Genomic DNA, 21155 nt, shown 5'->3' with positions numbered 1-21155 from the left:
TGTGGGGTCGCGCGTTAGGGATTGCAGCGGTCACCCCGCAGCCAAGGCGAGGAGTAGCAGCGGAAAGCCCGGCCCGAATGCAATGGAGGGAACGCCCCGTTTTTTATTAACTTGTAAACATATTATATATAGTGTTGTATGCGTAAAGACTTACGCTTATCTTTGCAGACTGAAAAATATTATATATAATGATTAAGATTACTTTACCCGATGGATCGGTTAAGGAGTTTGAAAAGAACACAACTCCGATGGATGTTGCTAAAAGCATTAGTGAAGGCTTGGCCAGAAATGTTATTTCTGCAAGTTTTAATGGCACAAAAGTGGAAACGGTTACGCCTTTGACCACCGATGGGAGTCTTATATTATATACATGGAACGACGATGAAGGAAAGCAAGCGTTCTGGCATTCTACTTCGCACATCATGGCTCAGGCCTTGGAGGAACTATACCCCGGTGTTAAATTGACCATTGGGCCTTCTATTGATAATGGCTTTTATTATGATGTTGATTTAGGCGACCAAACAATTTCTGAAAAGGATTTTCCTGCCATTGAAGCTAAAATGCTGGAAATTGCCAGAGGGAAGCATGACTACAAAATGCGTTCGGTTAGTAAGGCCGAAGCTTTGGATTTTTACAAAAAGCAACATAATGCGTTTAAAGTAGAATTGATTGAAAATCTAGAAGACGGGACCATTACTTTTTGCGACCACGATACGTTTACCGATTTATGCCGCGGCGGGCACATACCCAACACAGGGATTGTAAAGGCCGTAAAACTATTGTCGGTAGCTGGCGCTTATTGGAGAGGAGATGAGAACAACCCACAACTTACACGTATCTATGGGATTTCTTTCCCGAAACAAAAGGAGCTGAAAGAATATCTTGAATTACTGGAGGAGGCTAAAAAAAGAGACCACAGGAAACTGGGCAAGGAACTGGAACTGTTTACTTTTTCTTCTAAAGTAGGTCAAGGATTGCCTCTATGGTTGCCAAAAGGTGCTGCCTTGCGGGAACGCTTGGAGAATTTTTTAAAGAAAGCGCAAAAAAAAGCAGGGTACGAGCAAGTTGTTTCGCCACATATTGGACAGAAAGAATTGTATGTAACATCTGGACATTATGCTAAATACGGCGAAGATAGTTTTCAGCCCATACATACTCCAAAAGAGGATGAAGAATTTTTATTAAAGCCCATGAACTGCCCGCACCATTGCGAAATATACAATTCGCGTCCGTGGAGCTACAAAGAACTTCCAAAGCGTTATGCCGAATTTGGCACTGTATATAGATATGAACAAAGCGGAGAGCTACACGGCCTAACACGTGTTCGGGGGTTCACGCAAGATGATGCCCATATTTTTTGTACCCCGGACCAATTGGATGACGAGTTTAAAAAAGTAATCGATCTTGTGTTGTATGTTTTTGGATCTTTAGGGTTTGAAAATTTTACGGCTCAGGTTTCGTTGCGCGATCCCGAAAACCCCGATAAATATATTGGCAGTGACGAAAATTGGGTAAAAGCAGAAAATGCAATACTTAGTGCCGCTAAAGAAAAGGGATTGAATTATGTAGTTGAAACCGGCGAGGCCGCTTTTTATGGCCCCAAACTAGATTTCATGGTAAAAGATGCCCTGGGAAGAAGCTGGCAACTGGGGACCATACAAGTAGATTACAACCTTCCCGAGCGTTTCGACTTGAGCTACAAAGGCAGCGATGACAAGCTGCACCGCCCGGTAATGATACACAGGGCCCCATTTGGAAGCATGGAGCGTTTTGTGGCCATACTGCTGGAACATACCGCTGGAAATTTCCCGTTATGGTTGATGCCGGAACAGGCTATTATATTGTCAATCAGTGAGAAATATGAAAAATATGCCGAAAAAGTTTTAAATTTATTGGAAAATAACGAAATTCGCGCCCTCGTTGACAACCGAAACGAAACAATTGGCAAAAAAATACGTGATGCCGAAATGAAAAAAATCCCGTATATGCTTATTGTTGGCGAGCAAGAAGAAAAAGACGGTACAATTTCTGTAAGAAAACACGGAGAGGGCGACATAGGTACCATAACCATAAATGAGTTCTCAGATTTGATAAATTCAGAAATCAATCGTACATTAAAGAAGTTTTAAAAATTAAGTTTAATTAAAATTATTTAGCCATAGCAATTAAAAGATTTAACAGAAACGCTCAAAGAAGAGAAGTTAAAAATCCGCATAGAACCAACAAAGAGATCCGTGTGCCGGAAGTGAGACTGGTAGGAGACAATGTTGAAATGGACATATACCCAACCAAAACCGCTTTAAGCAAAGCCGAAGAATTAGGATTGGACCTCGTTGAGATTTCACCCAATGCCAAGCCACCTGTTTGTAAAATAATGGACTATAAAAAGTTCTTGTACGAACAGAAGAAAAGAGAAAAGGCACTGAAGGCGAAAGCCTCCAAAGTCGTGGTTAAAGAGATCCGTTTTGGACCCAATACCGATGATCATGATTATGATTTTAAAAAGAAACATGCCGAAAAGTTCTTAAAAGAAGGTGCAAAATTAAAAGCATATGTTTTCTTTAAAGGACGTTCTATTGTTTATAAAGATAAAGGAGAGATTTTGCTGCTTAAACTGGCATCGGAGTTGGAAGATATAGGGAAAGTAGAACAAATGCCCAAATTGGAAGGAAAGCGTATGACCATGTTCATAGCTCCTAAAAAAACCAAGTAATTTACCTAGTACGAATTTTAAAAGTACAAAGTTAAAAGTTAAGGATACTGTTAATCCCGGTAGTTATCGGGACAGTATATAAAGATAATAAGCGAGATAATTAAATAAATATTAGGATTATGCCTAAACAGAAAACAAAATCCAGTGCCAAAAAGCGTTTTAAGCTTACCGGTACCGGTAAAATTAAAAGAAAGCACGCTTTTAAGAGTCACATCTTAACAAAGAAATCTAAAAAGCGTAAGCTTGCACTAACTCATTCTGGTTTAGTAGATAAAGCAGATGAGAATAGTATCAAGGAACAATTGCGTTTAAAGTAATTGCCCTTAGGTTCAATTAAATTGTTTAACCCTGGAGTCAGGCCATTTTAAAAAATTAAGCGCTTTTATAAGAGTGTTAAATCAAAAATAAATGAAACAAAGTGCCGGTTATCGGCCGCCTGCTACAAAAAATTAAAATTATGCCAAGATCAGTAAATTCAGTAGCTTCAAGAGCACGAAGAAAAAAAGTGATGAAGCAAGCAAAAGGCTACTACGGTAGACGTAAAAACGTTTGGACGGTTGCCAAGAATGCGGTTGAAAAAGCGATGTTATATTCGTACAGAGACCGTAGAAATAAGAAAAGAACTTTCCGCGCGTTGTGGATTACCCGTATTAATGCGGGAGCCAGATTGCATGGAATGTCTTATTCTCAGTTTATGGGGAAAGTAAAGGCTAACGAAATTGAGCTTAACCGTAAGGTTTTAGCCGATTTGGCCATGAACCACCCAGAAGCTTTTAAAACAATTGTTGAGAAAGTAAAGTAAACGTTTAACAATATATTATCCGCTTATAAAAATCCCGGTTCGTTGAACCGGGATTTTTTATGGCCTTATTTAACGTGGGTTCGAGATAGAAAAGTTAACACCTCTATTAAAATTGCTTATTGTTGCAAGGTTTGGAGACCTTCTAGGTGTTTTAATTTTACGGTTAAACACTCCCTACAAGGTCGAAAAAAAGATCTTGCAGGAGCTTGTTGAACTCAACTACTTAAAATAAGCATCCAACATAGATTACTCTATCGAAAATTATATTATTTAATTATGTCTTATTCCACTATTTCGGGTAACTGGGCAATAAATATTTCATGAACAGCTTCAGGAGACAAAATATGACCTTTCTTTTGGGCACTTTGCGCCAGCTCGAAACCACGGTGAGCGGCATCCATACGCTGTATGGGCGTACCATGGTGCCCATCGCTCTCAAAGCTGCAGTCGCCTATATTGAAAAACAGATCAAAAAATTCTTCAACGCGCTTCCAGTTATATGTTGCTCCCCTTTTATGGGTCATATAATAAGCGGCAAAAAAATCGGCCTCCAATTCGGTAGAACGTGTAGATTCTGGCACATTTCCATCTTCAACAGGATAACTCCAATTGTTATTAAACTGTATTTGGTGCCCCCATTCGTGTGCCAGTATTCCAGTCCAAATAATATTGGCATCGATTCCCGTTTTTGTCATTACCGAAACTATTCCGTCGCTTATTACAATTATATCTCCTTGGCCCTTACCGAAAAAATTATCAATATTAATGGCAAATCCGTCAAATGAAACAAAGGGGTTTTCAATTAAAAAAGTACTCTCCTCGTTAATTACATATATTTCCTCAATAAGTGCATCAATATCAGCAGTTGGGCCATAAAGAAAAGGCAATGTTTCCCTAAGCAGGTCTTCATTTTTAAAATTGGCATTATGCTGCCCTTTTACAGCAACTTCATTTGGCATGTCCCAAAACCTTTCTTGATCTTTTACCCTTTTTTTCATTAAATTGGTATATATTCCATCGACACCAAAATATTGCGGGCTTGTATCAACAAGAGACATGTAAAAGTTAATATCGCTGTATATACTGTAAAACTGAGCTCCCAATTGATCGAGGTTTTCTGAAATTGTTTCATCAATGGCCTCATCGAAAGCAGTTGTTCCACATTCTGACGGTTCTACAACTTTGAAAAGATTGTCGTAGTACGAGAATTCATTTATCCCAAGATCTATATTAACGGTTGTTCCTTGCGATAAATTAGGGAATTTGTTGACAATAGAAGTAGCATAAACGGCATTTAAATCGGGCTCTACATAAGTATCTTCTTTAGTACAAGATCCAAGCATTATAGCAATGACTATAACGCCTGTTAAAAGGTAGTTGGTTTTCATAAAGTTATTTTTAAGATTATAGTTACATAATATAGAAAAACTTCATAGTTTAAACAATTTAATTCGACCAACTGCATTATAAAATTTCAATTAGAAAACACTTTTATAGATTTGTGTAAATTATAAATTCCTAACAAAGTATTAACTTCAATCTGGTTAAGAAGCCTTATTTTTGCACCTTATTATTAATAAACTATGGATTTATCAAATGTAAAGTTGGTGGTTACCGATATGGACGGAACACTTTTAAACAGTAAAGGGGAAGTAAGCACGCTTTTTTTTGACCTTTTCAAGGAACTCCGTGAGCACAATATCCATTTTGTTGCCGCAAGCGGAAGACAATACAACAGCATAACCAACAAACTCGAAAAAATTGTTAACGACATTACCATTATTGCCGAAAACGGTGGTATTGCCAAACAAGGTACCGATGAACTTTTGGTAACAAATATGCCCAACGAAAGCATCCATGAGTTAATTACCTTATTAAGAAAGTTGGAAGATGTATATGTGGTACTTTGTGGTAAAAAATCTTCTTACATTGAAACTGAGAATGAAAAATTTATTACTCTCTTTAACGAATATTACGCTGCTTATAAAGTTGTAGACGATTTAACAAAGGTTACCAATGATGATTTTGTTAAAATAGCGGTATACCATTTTGATAGTTCCGAAGACCATATTTACCCCGCCGTACAACATTATGAAGACACTTTGCAAGTAAAGGTTTCTGGAAAAAACTGGTTGGACCTTTCGCACCCAAATGCCAACAAAGGCTATGCCTTAAAGCTGCTTCAAACAAAGTTGGGGGTTACCAAAGAAGAAACCATGGTTTTTGGAGATTACAACAACGATTTGGAAATGCTGGACTTGGCACATTTTAGTTATGCCATGGAAAATGCACACCCAAATGTAATCAAGGCTGCAAACTATAAAACCAAAAGCAACGACGAAAATGGTGTTGAATTTATACTGGACCAATTAATAAAGGCCAAGAAAAAGCTATCCTAATTTAATTTCCAAAAGCTGTTATTACAACCGATCTGCTTCCGCCGTGGTTTCTGTGTTCACATAAATAGATGCCTTGCCAAATTCCAAGGTTTAACCTGCCGCTTGTAATTGGAATCTGCACTGAACTCCCCATCAACGAAGCCTTGATATGTGCCGGCATATCATCTGGGCCTTCATAGGTATGGATATAATATGGTGCATCTTCGGGAACCATTTTATTGATATGGCTTTCAAAATCTGTTCTAACGGTCGGATCTGCATTCTCATTAATGGTTAAACTGGCCGAAGTATGTTTTATAAATATTTGAAGTTGCCCGATTTTAATATTTTTTAATTCCGGGACCGCATGCAGGATTTCCCCTGTAATTAAATGAAACCCCCGTTTCCTCGCTTTTAATTTTACTTCTTTTTGAAAAAACTCCATCCTGCTATATTATGTTTTTTGCTTTTTCTTTTTTGCCGCCGGAAACAGTACATTATTCAATATCAACCTATAACCGGGAGAATTTGGATGCAATTCCAACTCTGTTTTTGGATCCCCTACCCTATGTTGATAATCTTCGGGGTCGTGCCCGCCATAGAATGTAAAAAATCCTTTTCCTTTAATTCCGTGAATATACCTTGCTTCCCCATTTACTTTATTTTCGGCCATTACCAATACGGTTGGACGAATGGTATTTGGATCGTAGGCAGTAGTTTGCCCCATAAAGCCCTTAATTAAAGAAGTATGGTTTTGACATAACATTGTAGGCACCGGATCCCATTTTGCCGAAAACTCCATTAATGTGAAATAATCGGTTTCCCGTTGTACCGTTCTTCTTTTGTTTGTCATGTCTATGGAAGAAAATTCGTATTCCAACGGGTTTCGTTCCAGTATAAAGTCCTTAAAGGCAAAAGTTTTTGAAAAATCTATTTTTGACTGATAATTTGGTGTTGACGGGTCGCCATCAAACATGGGCTCGCATATATCTAGGCCTTCTGCTGACAGAGCTATATCGAAACTATCGGTAGCCGAACACATGGCAAACATAAACCCGCCGCCCACAACATAATCACGAATTTTTATCGCTACCGCCAATTTTTCCTGAGAAACTTTATCGTAACCCAAGTCGGTAGCCAGTGCCTCGGCATCCTTTTTTTCTTGGATATACCATGGTGTTGCCCGGTAAGCTCCGTAAAATTTTCCATATTGACCCGTAAAATCTTCATGGTGCAAATGCAGCCAATCATAAAGCAGCAATTTGTCTTCCAGCACTTCGGTATCGTAAACTACTTCATAAGGGATTTCGGCATAAGTAAGCACCATTGTTACAGCATCGTCCCAAGGTTGATTTCCCTTTGGGGAATAAACCGCAATTTTCGGGGCCTTTTCCAAGGTTACGGATTCCTGGTTTTTGGATGGGCTGCTAATTTCTTTTAAAATGGTTTCGGTCTTTGCATCTGATAAAACTTCAAAAGAAACGCCCCGAATTTGGCATTCTTTTCGTATTTCATCAGTATCCGTCATTAAAAATGAGCCGCCCCTATAATTAAGTAACCACTTTACCTTTTCATTCTTTGCCAACACCCAATAGGTAATTCCGTAGGCCTTTAAATGGTTTTTTTGCGTTTCGGCGTCCATTGGTATTAATATATAGGATGCCAAGGCGGTTTTTAGACCAAAAACAATACAAAAAAGGAGCAGACACACATGGGCGCGCCACTCCTTTTTAATATGCTTTTTTTTACAGTTATTCTCGGGCATTATAATTTTTCAGTTTTCAGATCAACATGCATCTTTTCTATCTGAAAAATACAATTATAAATCGAAACCTAAGTCTTTTCTGTAATACATTTTATCAAAAGTTATACTTTCAAGACTTTTATAGGAAGTTTTTAAAGCTTCCCGGAAATCATCCCCATAGGAAGTTACTGCCAACACCCTTCCACCGGAAGTTAATACTTTATTGTCGTCTAATTGTGTCCCGGCATGAAAAACAATAACATCTGCTACCTTATCGTGCCCTGTTATTTCCTTTCCTTTTTCGTAAGCTTCGGGATATCCACCCGAAACCGCAACCACGGTTGTAGCTGAGCGTTCGTCTATTTTCAAGTTTATTTTATCGAGCGTGCCTTCTGCCACTGCCTGGAGCATATCTACCATATCGTTTTGTATACGCGGAATTACCACTTCGGTTTCGGGGTCTCCCATTCGCACATTGTATTCAATAACATATGGTTCTTCCCCAACTTTAATCAAGCCGATAAAAACAAATCCTTTATAGGGAATTTTATCTTTTTGAAACCCTTCTATAGTCGGTTTTACAATGCGCTCCTCTACCTTTTCCATAAAAGTTATGTCTGCAAAAGGCACTGGTGAAATGGCGCCCATGCCACCAGTATTGAGCCCGGTATCTCCTTCGCCAATGCGTTTGTAATCTTTAGCCGTTGGAAGTATTAAATAATTCTTTCCATCGGTCAGTACAAAAACGCTTAATTCTATACCGCTTAAAAACTCTTCAATAACTACTTTGGCACTTGCATTGCCAAATTTGGCACCGACCAACATATTTTTAAGTTCTATTTTGGCCTCCTCGATATCGTTAAGTATCAACACCCCTTTTCCAGCCGCAAGACCATCGGCCTTTAAAACGTATGGTGGATGGAGCGTTTCTAAAAAAGCATAACCGGCATCCAGGCTTTCTGAAGTAAAACTTTGGTAAGCCGCGGTAGGAACATTGTGTCTTGCCATAAATTCCTTGGCAAATTCTTTGCTTCCTTCCAGAATGGCCCCGCTTTTTTGAGGTCCGATTACCGGAATGTTCTTTAATTCATTGTCATTCAAGAAAAAATCATGAATCCCTTGTACCAATGGATCTTCGGGCCCAACAACAACCATATCTATTTTTTTAGCCGTTACCAGCTTTTTTATGGCAGGAAAATCGGTTACCGAAACAGCTACATTAGTAGCTATTTTTGCGGTACCTGCATTTCCGGGTGCTACGTATAATTGTGTGGTTTTATTGCTCTGCGCTATTTTCCATGCAAAGGTATGTTCCCTACCTCCAGAACCTAATATAAGGATGTTCATTTTTACTGAATTATATTGACTTTTATTTTAAAGATGCCAAAGTTACACGGAGTAGCTGCAAAAACATAATTTAATCCTGAAAAAGTTTTTGATTTGCCAACCTGTAATGCTAAAGCTTTCCTTTATGCTAATAGACGTCTGAATATATTATAGGAAGCACGTTGTTTTTTATGCATGTAATAATTCTTTAAGTGAAGGAAAATAACTTCTTTAACTAGCTCCGCAAAGTCTTATGTTGCTGAGAGATACCATCTATAATTTATATTTACTCAGCAAGTTACTTTTAGCACAAATTACTTCCTGTTCCTATTGGAAAAATCTCGATGTTCTTTTTTGTAGAGCTCTTCTGTTGGTAAGTTTTTAAAATATTGGTACGTACGTTTCATGCCATCTTTGCGGGTTACCTTTGGCTCCCAGCCAAGGATTTCACGGGCTTTGGTAATATCTGGCCTACGTTGTTGCGGATCGTCTTTTGGTAGGGGTTTATACACTATTTTTTGGTCGGTTCCCGTTAGCTTCACAATTTCTTCGGCAAAATCTTTTATGGATATCTCGGTAGGATTGCCAATGTTTACAGGCTCATTATAATTACTCATCAACAAGCGGTAAATTCCTTCTATTTGGTCGTCTACATAACAAAAAGAGCGGGTCTGGCTACCGTCGCCAAAAACGGTAATATATTCACCGCGAAGGGCTTGGCCTATAAATGCCGGGATTACGCGTCCGTCGTTTAATCGCATTCGTGGACCGTAGGTATTAAAAATACGGGCTATGCGCGTATCCAGATCATGGAAACGGTGGTAGGCCATGGTAATGGACTCCATAAATCGTTTGGCTTCATCATATACACCACGCGGACCAACCGGACTCACATTTCCGTAATATTCTTCAGTTTGTGGGTGTACCAAGGGATCTCCATATACTTCAGAAGTTGAAGCTACTAAAATTCGTGCTTTTTTATCTTTGGCCAATCCCAATAGATTATGCGTTCCCAAAGCTCCGACTTTTAATGTTTGGATAGGGATTTTTAAATAATCAATCGGGCTGGCGGGCGATGCAAAATGAAGAATGTAGTCCAATTCGCCAGAAATATCCACGAAAGTTGTTACATCATGATGACGAAATTCAAAATCTGGGTTGGCACGAAGGTGTTCAATATTATTAAGGTCGCCCGTAATCAAGTTGTCCATTCCAATAACATACATTCCTTCATTAATAAACCGATCGCATAAATGCGAGCCTAAAAACCCGGCTGCCCCGGTTATTAAAATACGCTTCTTTTCCACATGGTTTTGTTTAATGGCGAAGGTAAGTATTTTTTGTTGTAATGCAGTTATGTTGTTATGTTACTATTTTTTTGTTTAATTTCTTTTATTCTGACGGCATTCCTGTTACTTTTCATTCAATCCAATTGATTACTTGGCAAAACAATGTATTTTTGATGCTAAGAAACAACCAGCTATGGCAAAGCTTACCATTTTAATTCATTGTAAGGATACTTCCGGAATTATTGCTTCGGTCACCAATTTCATTCATAAAAATCATGGCAATATTGTTTATATCGACCAGCATGTGGACAGGCACAACAGCATTTTTTTTATGAGATCTGAAAGCGAATTTAACCCAAAAACTTTCGATCTACCATCTTTTAAAAAAAATTTCGGAGCGCTTATCGCCGAAAAATATGAAATGGAATGGGAACTATACACAGCAGCTTACAAACCTAGAATGGCCATATTTGTTTCTAAATATGACCATTGTTTGTATGATATCCTTGGGCGTTATAATGCAGGGGAGCTCCATGTTGAAATTCCGTTTATTAGCAGCAACCACCCCGATTTAAAATATATTGCCGATAGCTTTAATATTCCGTTTTTCCATATCCCGGTTACCAAGGAAACCAAGGCAGCATCAGAAAAGGAACAATTGAGGCTATTAAAAAAACATGGAGTCGATTTTATTGTCCTGGCTCGCTATATGCAAATTGTTTCAAGTAAACTTATTGAAGCATATCAACATAAAATCATTAATATCCACCATTCTTTCCTGCCTGCCTTTGTTGGGGCAAAACCTTATCATTCTGCCTATAAAAGAGGCGTGAAAATTATTGGCGCTACCAGCCATTATGTAACCGAAGAACTTGATGCCGGCCCGATAATCGAACAGGACGTGGCCCGTGTAACACATGCACATTCTATTGAAGACATGGTAATGAAGGGGCGCGACCTTGAAAAAATCGTGCTGGCAAGGGGAATAAAACTGCATATAGACAGAAAGACCATGGTTTTTAACAACAAGACCATTATTTTTAGTTAACGGCTATAACCCGTAGCAATTATTTCTTATCTTGTATGGGAAGATATGTTTATTTTCCAAACCCATTCTTGGCATTGCCTTTCCAATACTTAATTTGCAAAAACACCATGTCTAAGAAAACCAAAATAGCAATTATTGGCCCCATACCAAGGGATAAGATTATTACCCATAAAGGGGATGTTATAAAAAAATATGGCTGTGTCACGCATCCGGTCATTGCGTTGGCCAAACTCCTGGAAAACGACGGAGAGGTTTTCCCTATTTCCCATATCCATAAAATTGACGAAGCGCCCATAAAAAAAATATTCCATCAGCATACAAATATTAAAGTTGATGGTATTTATACCCACAAAGACAAAGGAACGGTAATAGAACTAAAATTTCTGGACCAAAACAACCGCAAAGAGCAACAACGCTCTAAAATGGAGCCCATAAAAAAAGAGGACATTGAAAAATTTACCGATGTAGACGCCTTTGTATTTGTGCCCATTACCGATTTTGAAATTGAGCTAGGTGCCCTTCAGTATATAAAGAAAAACAGCAAAGCCACTGTTATTTTTGATGCCCACGGCCCCACCACCTGGATAAACGATAAAGGAGAACGCCTCAGAAAATTTTGGAAGGACAAAAATGAATGGTTCCCCTATATTGATGTCTTAAAAATGAACTTGGAAGAATCGCAGTTTAGTTGGTTGGAAGATGAAAAAATCCTTACTTCTTATGATGAAAATTATACAGACCACTTGGACGATTTTGCCGAAGACACCTTGAGAAAAGGCGTTAAAATACTTTTTGTAACATTGGACTCCCGTGGATGCGTTGCCTATCAACTCAATAATGATACGCTACAAAAAGATTGGACCCCATCGGTGAAAGTTACCAATGTTATAGACACGACCGGGTGCGGAGATTCTTTTGCGGGTGGTTTGGCATACGGGCTTACCTGCTATAACGACCCCATAAAAGCCGCTCAATATGCCAATGTGCTTGGGGCATTAAGAACGCAGGGGAAAGATTTTCAGGTTTTTAAAAACAAACAGGAAACCGACCGTATTCTGCGGGAAAATTACAAAGAAGAAAAGTTAAGCTAAAAAGCAACAATATTTCGGCACTTTAAGCATACTAACTTAATAACTCTATAACCCATTGGTAATTTCTACTTAACATAGAATAGCCAATCTATTCTGAAATTTGTACCAGAAAGTAAGTTTCATACTTTGAATTGTTTGAGTTAGCAAGTTAGTTTAGAAAAGCCGGTTTATACAAATCGGCTTTTTTCATTTATATTTCGGCAATACCGTATGGGCAAGGCTTTTTAACTACAATTTCTCATGTAGTTCCTTAAAATACGAAAAAGCCTTTTGCAAACGCGAACCATACCAAGAAAAATATTCCCCGTCTACCAATATAACCTTGCCTTTAGGTATTTGTTTTTGTATTTCTGCCATATGTTTTTCCTTAAAGGGGTACGGCTCGGAAGAAAGTAATATGTATGCTGTTCCTTTTGATTTTAATTGAGCTAATTCAATTTCGGGATATCGGGCATAGGCTGCAAACACATTTTTAAAATTATTGAGCTTTAAAAGATGATTTATAAATGTATTTCCGCCAGCAACCATCCATGGTTTTTTCCAAATAAAATAGGCGACATTCCGCAAGGGTTTATTCTGAATAAAAAGTTCAAAATCTGCTTTCTTTTCTTCAAGGTCCCTTATCAATACCGAAGCTTTGTCTTCAACTTTAAAAAGCACCCCGTATTGATTTATGAGCGACAAAGCATCTTCAAAAGTAAAAATATCCGAAACATGGACTGTTGTAAACTGCTCCAGGCTTTGCACTATTTCCTTTGTGTTTTCTTCTTTATTGCAAAGTACAATATCTGGCTGAAGCGACCGAATAACATCCAGTTTAATGTTTTTGGTGCCACCAACTATTTGCTTTTTATCTTTTATTGATGAAGGATGCACACAAAACTTTGTAACCCCCACCAATTGCGTCTCCAAGCCAAGGTCGCATAGCAACTCAGTCTGGGAAGGCACCAAAGAAACAATTCGTGCAGACGTTTCGGGAATGTTGATATGCCTTCCTGTTTGATCTATCAACCGAAACATAATTTATAAATATGCAGCCATTTGCTGCTGTAGTTCTTTTGCTTTTCCGGCTGCTTTTTGGGCAAAATTTTCATCTTTAGAAGCATAAATAATGCCCCTTGACGAATTAATGAGCAAGCCAATATTTTGGGTCTTTCCGTATTTACATACCTCATCCAAGCTTCCGCCCTGAGCCCCTACACCCGGTACCAATAAAAAACTTTCCGGGATAATGTTTCTTATTTCTTTTAAATATGTTGCTTTAGTGGCACCTACCACGTACATTAAGTTTTCTGAATTTTTATAAGATTTGGATGTCTGCAAAACTTTTTGGTACAAAGGGACTCCTTCTACGTCTTTAGTTTGAAAATCGAAAGCTCCTTCATTTGAAGTTAATGCCAAAAGAATGGTATGTTTGTTTTTAAATGCCAGAAAAGGTTCTACCGAATCTTTCCCCATGTATGGTGCAATGGTAACCGAATCGAAGTTTAAATCTTCAAAAAAAGCTTTGGCATACATGGTCGAGGTATTCCCTATATCGCCACGTTTGGCATCTGCAATGGTGAAAAGCTCTGGGTATTTTTCGTTAATATAGTCTATTGTTTTTTTAAGCGATTGCCATCCTTTAATTCCATAGGCCTCATAAAATGCTATGTTGGGCTTATAAGCAACTGCCAGATGATGTGTAGCATCTATAATGGCCTTATTGAAAGCAAAAACAGGATCGGTTTCTTCAAGCAAGTGTGACGGGATTTTATCAATGTCAACGTCCAGGCCTATGCAAAGAAAGGATTTTTTTAGTTTGATTTGTTCGATGAGTTGTTTTGTTTCCATTAGTAAAGTTTACATCTAATATAAAAAATGTCACACTTCGACAGGCTCAGCATGACATTCTTCTCTTTCTCATTTAAATTTAAAATAAATATCGTTTACATTGTTTCATTGGCTTCTTTGAGCTTCTCGGTATTTTCTGTCATTTTTAATTCTTCAATTATTTTTTCCAGGTCACCGTTTACTATATTAGACAAATCGTAAAGTGTCAACCCGATTCTATGGTCTGTAACACGCCCCTGCGGATAATTATACGTCCTGATTTTGGCACTTCTATCTCCGCTGGAAACCATACTTTTACGCCTTGCCGAATCTTCTTCCTGTTTTTTTGCCAATTCGCGTTCGTACAAACGTGAACGCAATACTTTTATGGCCTTGTCTAGATTTTTATGCTGCGATTTTTCGTCTTGGCACCGTACTTCAATTCCTGTTGGAATGTGTTGAAGCTGGATTGCAGAATACGTAGTGTTTACCGACTGGCCGCCGGGCCCGGTTGAAGTAGTCCGGATAATTTTTACATCGCTCATGTCCAATTCCACATCAAATTCCTCAGCCTCGGGAAGTACCATCACCGTGGCAGCCGATGTATGCACGCGGCCTTGTGTTTCGGTTTGTGGCACACGCTGTACACGATGTACCCCCGATTCGAACTTCAGGGTTCCGTATACATTTTCTCCATTTACCTCAAAAATAATTTCTTTGTATCCCCCAGAGGTCCCTTCGTTAAAATCTACCACGTTTACTTTCCAGCCCCTGCCTTCGCAATATTTGGTGTACATACGGTGCAGGTCGCCTGCAAAAATACTGGCTTCGTCCCCACCAGTCCCAGCACGGATTTCCATCATGACGTTTTTGGCATCTTCCGGGTCTTTAGGGATAAGCATATACTTTATTTCTTCTTCCAGGTCGGGCAGCTTTTCTTTGGCCTCTTCCAACTGCATTTTGGCCATTTCCACCATTTCGGCATCGCTTCCGTCTTCTATTATCTCTTCGGCTTCGGCTATATTATCGAGTACTTCTTTGTAAACTTCGCGTTTGTCTACTAATTCTTTAAGTTCTTTGTATTCTTTGTTGAGTTCTACATAACGCTTTTGGTCGGCAATTATATCCGGTTGGATAATCAAGTCGGAAATCTCATCGAAGCGCTGTTTTACAATGTTTAATTTATCTAGCATAATTCGTCTCTAATTCGGTTTGCAAATTTACGATTATTTTTGGTGATTTTAGAGGTAGTAAAAAAAAGAAGAAAGAGCAACGTATTAAGGCACATTAAACATATTCAACAAATAGAAGAATTTGTTATCTATGGTTATGTAACCAGTTTTTAATCTTTTTTATAAACATTCGGAAAATGTTTTTCCATATATAAGTTGGAGCCTTTAACTTTTGCAAAACCAAACTTTTCGTACAACCAAGGTGCTGTGTCGGTTATTAACATCCATCGGCGTAAATTTTGCAATTCAGGATGGTTTGTAACTACTTCCATAAGCCATTTGCTCAACCCTTGTTTTCTGTATTCATTCAAAATAAAAACATCCCCTAAGTAAGCAATCGTTGCATAATCTGTTATAATACGTGCAAAACCAATTTGTTTATCGTTGTGAAAAAGTCCGAAATTCAACGAATTATCAATCGATTTCTGGACAGTTTCCAATGGAATATTATCGCACCAACCGGCTTCTGTACTTAAAAACCGATGAATAAAAGGGACATCAAGTTTTTCTTTATCTGTAGTAATTAAAAAATCTCCTTTTAGAATTTCGCTTGTTAACATTTAGACATATTCAAAGGTTCCATATTCGCTGGTAATGGTCAGTTTTTTGGTTTCAGAAGTTTCTACGCGACCAATAATTTTGGCATCTACATGGAATGATTTTGAAATTTCAATGATATCGTTTGCAATATTTTCGTCTACGTACAACTCCATTCTATGCCCGCAATTAAATACCTGATACATTTCTTTCCATGAGGTTTTGGATTGTTCCTGAATTAATTGGAACAATGGCGGTACCGCAAACATATTGTCTTTTATTACATGGACATTATCTACAAAATGCAATACTTTGGTCTGCGCGCCACCACTACAATGGACCATTCCGCTAATTTCAGTCGGGTTGAACTTTTCTAATATTTTTTGAATGATGGGCGCATATGTCCTGGTTGACGAAAGCACCAGTTTTCCGGCATCGATTGGCGTATTTTCAACGGAGTCCGTCAATTTAACGTTCCCGGAATACACCAGCTCGGAAGGAACATCATGATCGAAACTTTCGGGGTATTTTTCGGCCAGGTATTTTTCAAAAACATCATGCCGTGCAGAAGTAAGCCCGTTACTGCCCATTCCGCCATTGTATTCTTTCTCGTAAGTTGCTTGCCCAAACGATGCCAACCCAACAATTACATTTCCCGGTTTAATATTGGCATTGTCTATAACCTCGCTCCTTTTCATCCTTGCAGTAACGGTAGAGTCTACAATGATGGTCCGGACCAAATCGCCCACATCGGCTGTTTCGCCACCTGTGGAATGTATGTGTACGCCAAAAGATTTTAATTCGGCAATCAATTCTTCTGTTCCATTGATAATTGCTGAAATAACTTCACCCGGAATTAAATTTTTATTCCTCCCAATAGTTGAAGAAAGCATAATGTTTTGTGTGGCACCCACGCAAAGAAGGTCGTCTATGTTCATAATCAAAGCATCTTGCGCTATACCTTTCCATACCGATACATCTCCGGTTTCTTTCCAGTACATGTAGGCCAAAGACGACTTTGTCCCGGCACCATCGGCATGCATAATAACGCAGTGTTCCTTGCTTCCGGTGAGATAATCGGGTACTATTTTACAAAAGGCTTTCGGGAACAATCCTTTATCTACATTTTTAATAGCGTTGTGAACATCTTCTTTTGATGCCGAAACACCTCTTTGTGCGTACCTCTTGCTTATCTCTGAACTCATTTATAAAAATTTTATGCAAAAATAGCCTATAAATAAAAAGCACACAAACAAAAGTTCGTGTGCTTATTCTTTTAGAAGGTTGGTTTAAATCCTCCTAATCCTTTTGTGGTCTTTGAACAAAAGCTTTCTTGGTCTTTTCTGGCTCAAAAACCACATCATTAAATTGATTAATAGCATTCCAAAGATATAAAATCCCTCGGCTCATTTATCAGGAAAAACACCCTATTTATGCTTCTTTGTAGTATTTTTCGATAAAACATTGTAAAAAACAGATTAAAAGCCCCATACAATATATTTGATAGAAAAAATACTCCAATTTCTACTTCTACAAACATTTATCTAGTAAATAATAACTCGCGGTATTTTGTAAGCGGCCATATGTTATCGTCTACCAAAAGTTCCAGTTTATCGCAATGGTAACGGATGGCTTCAAAATGCGGCAGAACCTTTTGGCAGTATGCTTCGGCTTTTAGTTGTGCTTTTTCCAGTTTGTTTGCTTTTTTGCGTTCTTCGGTCATAAACCTCACCTTAGAATTAATTTCAGAAATATGGTTCGAGATTTCTTCGATGAGGTCCAATTGTTCGGGTGCCAATTTTTTAAATTCGCTTCCAAATACTTCTTTTAGTCCTTTTACATTTTCTATCAATGCGTTTTGATACCTAATTGCGGTTGGTATTACATGATTTCTTGCAATATCGCCCAGTACGCGTCCTTCAATTTGTACTTTATGCACATATTCTTCCAATTCTATTTCATGGCGCGCTTTAATCTCTGTGGCGTTCATGACCCCCATTTCTTCGTATAGATCCAATGTTTTTTTAGAAACGGATACTTTTAATGCCTGCGGGGTTGTTTTATTGTTGCTAAGCCCCCTTTTCAAGGCTTCTTTCTCCCATGCTTCGCTATAACCATCTCCTTCGAACCTAATTTTTTTGGAAGCTTTTATATATTCCCTCAACACGTTAAATATAGCTTCATCTTTCTTCAGGTTCTTTTTATCGATTAGGGAATCTACTTCTTTTTTAAATTCTTTTAATTGTTTTGCCACAATGGTATTGAGTACCGTCATGGGCTTGGCGCAATTGGATTTGGAGCCTACGGCCCTCAACTCAAATTTATTTCCGGTGAACGCAAAAGACGAAGTTCGGTTTCTATCGGTATTATCCAGTAATATCTCGGGAATCTTACCCACAACATTCAGTTTGAGGTCTGTTTTTTCCTGAGGAGAGAGCTTCCCTTTGGAAACATCTTCCAGTTCGTCCAAAACCTTTGTTAACTGCGAACCAATAAATACCGATACAATTGCCGGCGGTGCCTCGTTGGCACCCAAACGGTGATCGTTGGTAGCCGAAGCCACCGATGCCCTTACCAGTTCTTCGTAGTCGTGTACAGCTTTAATGGTATTGATGAAAAACGTTAAAAACTGAAGGTTTTTGGTAGGCGTACTTCCCGGGCTCAATAAATTTGTTCCATTATTGGTAGCCAAAGACCAGTTGTTATGCTTCCCAGAGCCATTGATCCCCGAAAATGGCTTTTCATGAAACAGCACTTTAAAATTATGCTTATCGGCAGTTTTGTCCATTAAGTCCATCAAAAGGGAATTATGGTCTACCGCCAGGTTTGCCTCTTCAAAAAGTGGTGCCAGCTCAAATTGATTGGGAGCCACTTCATTATGGCGTGTTTTTACGGGAATCCCAAGCTTTACACAATCGTTCTCAAGATCGCGCATAAAGCTCAGCACGCGGTCGGGAATGGAGCCAAAATAATGGTCGTCCAATTGTTGCCCCTTTGCGGGGGAATGCCCGAGCAGTGTTCGTCCTGCCAAAACAATATCTGGCCTGGAATACGCCAGCGCCTTATCTATTAAAAAATATTCTTGCTCCCAGCCCAAAGTTGCGTTTACCTTGGTTACGCTTTTATCGAAATAACGGGCCACTTCGGTCGCCGCTTGGTCGATTGCCTGTAATGCCCGCAACAACGGGGCCTTATTGTCTAAGGCTTCGCCCGTGTAGGAAACAAAAACAGTTGGTATACACAAGGTCGTTCCATATACAAATGCCGGCGATGTGGGATCCCATGCAGTATAGCCACGTGCTTCAAAGGTATTTCTAATGCCGCCGTGCGGGAAACTGGAAGCATCCGGTTCCTGTTGTACCAATTGGTCTCCGCCAAATTTTTCAACGGCATGCGAATTGCTGATCGGCTCAAAAAAAGCATCGTGTTTCTCGGCCGTTGCGCCCGTTAAAGGCTGAAACCAATGTGTATAATGCGTTGCCCCTTTTGATATGGCCCAGTTTTTCATGGCCGCGGCAATTTCATCGGCAAGCTTTCGGTCTATTCTTTCACCTCCTTCTATTGCAGAAATTACACTGTTGAATGCTTCTTTCGACATTACCTGCCGCATGACCATTTCATTAAAAACATTGTTACCAAACATTTCCGAACGTTTGGCAGTGGACTCGATGGCCAATGGTTTGCGTTCAAAAGTTTTCTTTATTGCTTTAAACCTGATTGTTGACATATACCTAGTTATAAAAAATTCATTTTAAAATCTATCTGTTTAATTAATAACAAAAATGCTATTTAAGTCCAAAAAAAAGTACCTTTCAAATAAATTAAATATTAAATAATTATTAACATTTTTCATTAAAATTATATATTTAAAAAATACCCCCCTGCAAAAATAGGGTATTAATAAAAATAACAAAGTTTTTTTAAAATTGCCCCTATATTTTTCGGTATGAAAAACAAAAAAACATATTTTTGTCATCGAGTAAAGTTCAATTAAAACTATTAATAAAATGAGTAAGGCTAAACTTGAGTACATTTGGTTGGATGGTTATTTTCCTACCCAAAACATGAGAAGTAAAACTAAAGTTGAAGATGATTTTAGCGGTAAATTAGAAGATTGCCCTATTTGGTCTTTTGATGGTTCTTCAACAAAACAAGCAGAAGGAGGGTCTTCTGACTGTTTATTAAAACCTGTAGCGATTTATCCAGATCCAGCCCGTAAAAATGGATACTTGGTTATGGCTGAAGTATTAAATGCAGACGGTACAGCCCACGAGACAAACTCAAGAGCAACGATTGATGATGAGAATGACGATTTCTGGTTTGGTTTCGAACAGGAATACTTTATAATGGACACCAAGACACAACTTCCGTTAGGATTCCCCGTAGGAGGTTATCCAGGGCCTCAAGGACTCTATTATTGTTCTGTTGGCGGCTTGAACACCCATGGAAGGGAAGTTGTTGAAAGACATGCCGACCTATGTATAGAAGCGGGAATTAACTTTGAAGGAATCAACCAAGAGGTTGCTTGCGGACAGTGGGAATTCCAAATTTTTGCAAAAGGTGGTAAAAAAGCAGGAGACGAAATATGGGTTGCCCGTTATTTACTAGACAGATTATGCGAAGAATATGGTTACTATATTGAATACCACCCGAAACCGGTAAAAGGTGACTGGAACGGTTCTGGTATGCATGCCAACTTCTCTAATTCGTTATTAAGGACTTGTGGCTCTAAAGATGTTTACGACAAAGTTTGCGAAGCATTTAGACCCGTTACCAAAGAACATATTGAAGTTTATGGCGAGTTTAACGACGAGCGTTTAACTGGTAAGCACGAAACTGCTTCGATCAACGATTTTAGTTATGGAGTTTCAGATAGAGGTGCTTCCATACGTATCCCTATCATCACTGTAGAAAAAGGCTATAAAGGATGGCTGGAAGACAGACGTCCTGCTTCTAATGCAGATCCATACAAAGTTGCTGCTAGAATTATAGAAACAGTTAAAACTGCCGATATTAGCGTAGAAGCATAATAAATTTTAAAGATTTAGATTTAAACATTTAAAGAAGCCGTCTCATTTCACAGAATGGGGCGGTTTTTTAATTTGGTGTCTTTGACCTCTTAATTTTCTATTTTGGTGAAGGGATAAATTTTCCAAGTGGCCCTATGCCGCTTTTTTGCGCAT

The 21155-nt window shown here is 38.6% G+C and carries 19 protein-coding genes; 8 read left to right on the top strand and 11 right to left on the bottom strand.

Features of this window, described 5'->3' with window-relative positions; translation table 11 throughout:
* The first annotated feature begins 188 nt into the window (after positions 1 to 188).
* The 4 genes from thrS to rplT all read left to right on the top strand — a co-directional run bounded on the left by thrS (position 189) and on the right by rplT (position 3515).
* The gene (thrS, locus tag PSF86_RS17600) at positions 189 to 2129 is read left to right on the top strand and encodes a threonine--tRNA ligase (RefSeq protein ID WP_277901411.1); all 1941 of its coding nucleotides are present in this window, start codon (positions 189 to 191) and stop codon (positions 2127 to 2129) included.
* Between the two features lie 35 nt (positions 2130 to 2164).
* Positions 2165 to 2713, top strand: coding sequence for a translation initiation factor IF-3 (gene infC, locus PSF86_RS17595; RefSeq protein ID WP_277901412.1), 549 nt, complete (start codon positions 2165 to 2167; stop codon positions 2711 to 2713).
* Between the two features lie 119 nt (positions 2714 to 2832).
* Entirely contained in the window at positions 2833 to 3030 is a 198-nt protein-coding gene (rpmI, locus tag PSF86_RS17590; protein WP_277901410.1) for a 50S ribosomal protein L35, read from the top strand.
* A 140-nt stretch (positions 3031 to 3170) separates the two neighbouring features.
* A complete protein-coding gene (gene rplT, locus PSF86_RS17585; RefSeq protein WP_277901409.1) occupies positions 3171 to 3515 on the top strand; it encodes a 50S ribosomal protein L20 in 345 nt (114 codons plus the stop codon).
* A 281-nt stretch (positions 3516 to 3796) separates the two neighbouring features.
* Here rplT and PSF86_RS17580 read toward each other — a convergent pair whose 3' ends face one another.
* Positions 3797 to 4903 carry a neutral zinc metallopeptidase gene (locus tag PSF86_RS17580; RefSeq protein WP_277901408.1) on the bottom strand — a complete coding sequence of 369 codons (1107 nt, stop codon included), beginning with the start codon at positions 4901 to 4903 and terminating at the stop codon, positions 3797 to 3799.
* Positions 4904 to 5098: 195 nt separating this feature from the next.
* Between PSF86_RS17580 and PSF86_RS17575 the strand changes: the two genes are divergently transcribed.
* The gene (locus tag PSF86_RS17575; protein ID WP_277901407.1) at positions 5099 to 5914 is read left to right on the top strand and encodes an HAD family hydrolase; all 816 of its coding nucleotides are present in this window, start codon (positions 5099 to 5101) and stop codon (positions 5912 to 5914) included.
* 1 nt (position 5915) lies between these two features.
* On the opposite strand, the gene PSF86_RS17570 is transcribed toward PSF86_RS17575, so the two are convergent.
* From PSF86_RS17570 to PSF86_RS17555, 4 genes are all read right to left on the bottom strand, one after another.
* On the bottom strand, positions 5916 to 6338 hold the full coding sequence (locus PSF86_RS17570) for a secondary thiamine-phosphate synthase enzyme YjbQ (RefSeq protein ID WP_277901406.1): 423 nt from the start codon (positions 6336 to 6338) through the stop codon (positions 5916 to 5918).
* Positions 6339 to 6347: 9 nt separating this feature from the next.
* Positions 6348 to 7658 carry an asparagine synthetase B gene (locus PSF86_RS17565; RefSeq protein WP_277901405.1) on the bottom strand — a complete coding sequence of 437 codons (1311 nt, stop codon included), beginning with the start codon at positions 7656 to 7658 and terminating at the stop codon, positions 6348 to 6350.
* Between the two features lie 54 nt (positions 7659 to 7712).
* Positions 7713 to 8984, bottom strand: coding sequence for a phosphoribosylamine--glycine ligase (gene purD / locus PSF86_RS17560; RefSeq protein ID WP_277901404.1), 1272 nt, complete (start codon positions 8982 to 8984; stop codon positions 7713 to 7715).
* Between the two features lie 293 nt (positions 8985 to 9277).
* Positions 9278 to 10270 carry a UDP-glucuronic acid decarboxylase family protein gene (locus PSF86_RS17555; RefSeq protein WP_277901403.1) on the bottom strand — a complete coding sequence of 331 codons (993 nt, stop codon included), beginning with the start codon at positions 10268 to 10270 and terminating at the stop codon, positions 9278 to 9280.
* A gap of 175 nt (positions 10271 to 10445) precedes the next feature.
* Here PSF86_RS17555 and purU point away from each other — a divergent pair, with 175 nt between their 5' ends.
* Positions 10446 to 11300 carry a formyltetrahydrofolate deformylase gene (purU, locus tag PSF86_RS17550; RefSeq protein WP_277901402.1) on the top strand — a complete coding sequence of 285 codons (855 nt, stop codon included), beginning with the start codon at positions 10446 to 10448 and terminating at the stop codon, positions 11298 to 11300.
* Positions 11301 to 11407: 107 nt separating this feature from the next.
* Entirely contained in the window at positions 11408 to 12391 is a 984-nt protein-coding gene (locus PSF86_RS17545) for a carbohydrate kinase family protein (RefSeq protein WP_277901401.1), read from the top strand.
* Positions 12392 to 12619: 228 nt separating this feature from the next.
* Here PSF86_RS17545 and PSF86_RS17540 read toward each other — a convergent pair whose 3' ends face one another.
* The 6 genes from PSF86_RS17540 to PSF86_RS17515 form a co-directional block, all read right to left on the bottom strand.
* Positions 12620 to 13411 (bottom strand): ABC transporter substrate-binding protein, encoded by a 792-nt coding sequence (locus PSF86_RS17540; protein ID WP_277901400.1) that lies wholly within the window; start codon positions 13409 to 13411, stop codon positions 12620 to 12622.
* 3 nt (positions 13412 to 13414) lie between these two features.
* On the bottom strand, positions 13415 to 14224 hold the full coding sequence (pyrF, locus tag PSF86_RS17535) for an orotidine-5'-phosphate decarboxylase (protein WP_277901399.1): 810 nt from the start codon (positions 14222 to 14224) through the stop codon (positions 13415 to 13417).
* Between the two features lie 95 nt (positions 14225 to 14319).
* Positions 14320 to 15396, bottom strand: a complete 1077-nt coding sequence (gene prfA, locus PSF86_RS17530; RefSeq protein ID WP_277901398.1) for a peptide chain release factor 1 — start codon at positions 15394 to 15396, stop codon at positions 14320 to 14322.
* Positions 15397 to 15545: 149 nt separating this feature from the next.
* On the bottom strand, positions 15546 to 15995 hold the full coding sequence (locus PSF86_RS17525; protein WP_277901397.1) for a GNAT family N-acetyltransferase: 450 nt from the start codon (positions 15993 to 15995) through the stop codon (positions 15546 to 15548).
* The gene (locus PSF86_RS17520; protein ID WP_277901396.1) at positions 15996 to 17177 is read right to left on the bottom strand and encodes an AIR synthase related protein; all 1182 of its coding nucleotides are present in this window, start codon (positions 17175 to 17177) and stop codon (positions 15996 to 15998) included.
* Between the two features lie 335 nt (positions 17178 to 17512).
* On the bottom strand, positions 17513 to 19699 hold the full coding sequence (locus tag PSF86_RS17515) for a glutamine synthetase III family protein (RefSeq protein WP_277901395.1): 2187 nt from the start codon (positions 19697 to 19699) through the stop codon (positions 17513 to 17515).
* A gap of 280 nt (positions 19700 to 19979) precedes the next feature.
* Here PSF86_RS17515 and PSF86_RS17510 point away from each other — a divergent pair, with 280 nt between their 5' ends.
* A complete protein-coding gene (locus PSF86_RS17510) occupies positions 19980 to 21002 on the top strand; it encodes a glutamine synthetase beta-grasp domain-containing protein (protein ID WP_277901394.1) in 1023 nt (340 codons plus the stop codon).
* Positions 21003 to 21155 lie beyond the last annotated feature (153 nt).

Source organism: Galbibacter pacificus (assembly GCF_029603165.1).
Classification (GTDB): domain Bacteria; phylum Bacteroidota; class Bacteroidia; order Flavobacteriales; family Flavobacteriaceae; genus Galbibacter; species Galbibacter pacificus.
The sequence above is the reverse complement of the archived record's forward strand: the minus strand, read 5'-3'. Positions and strand labels throughout refer to the sequence as shown.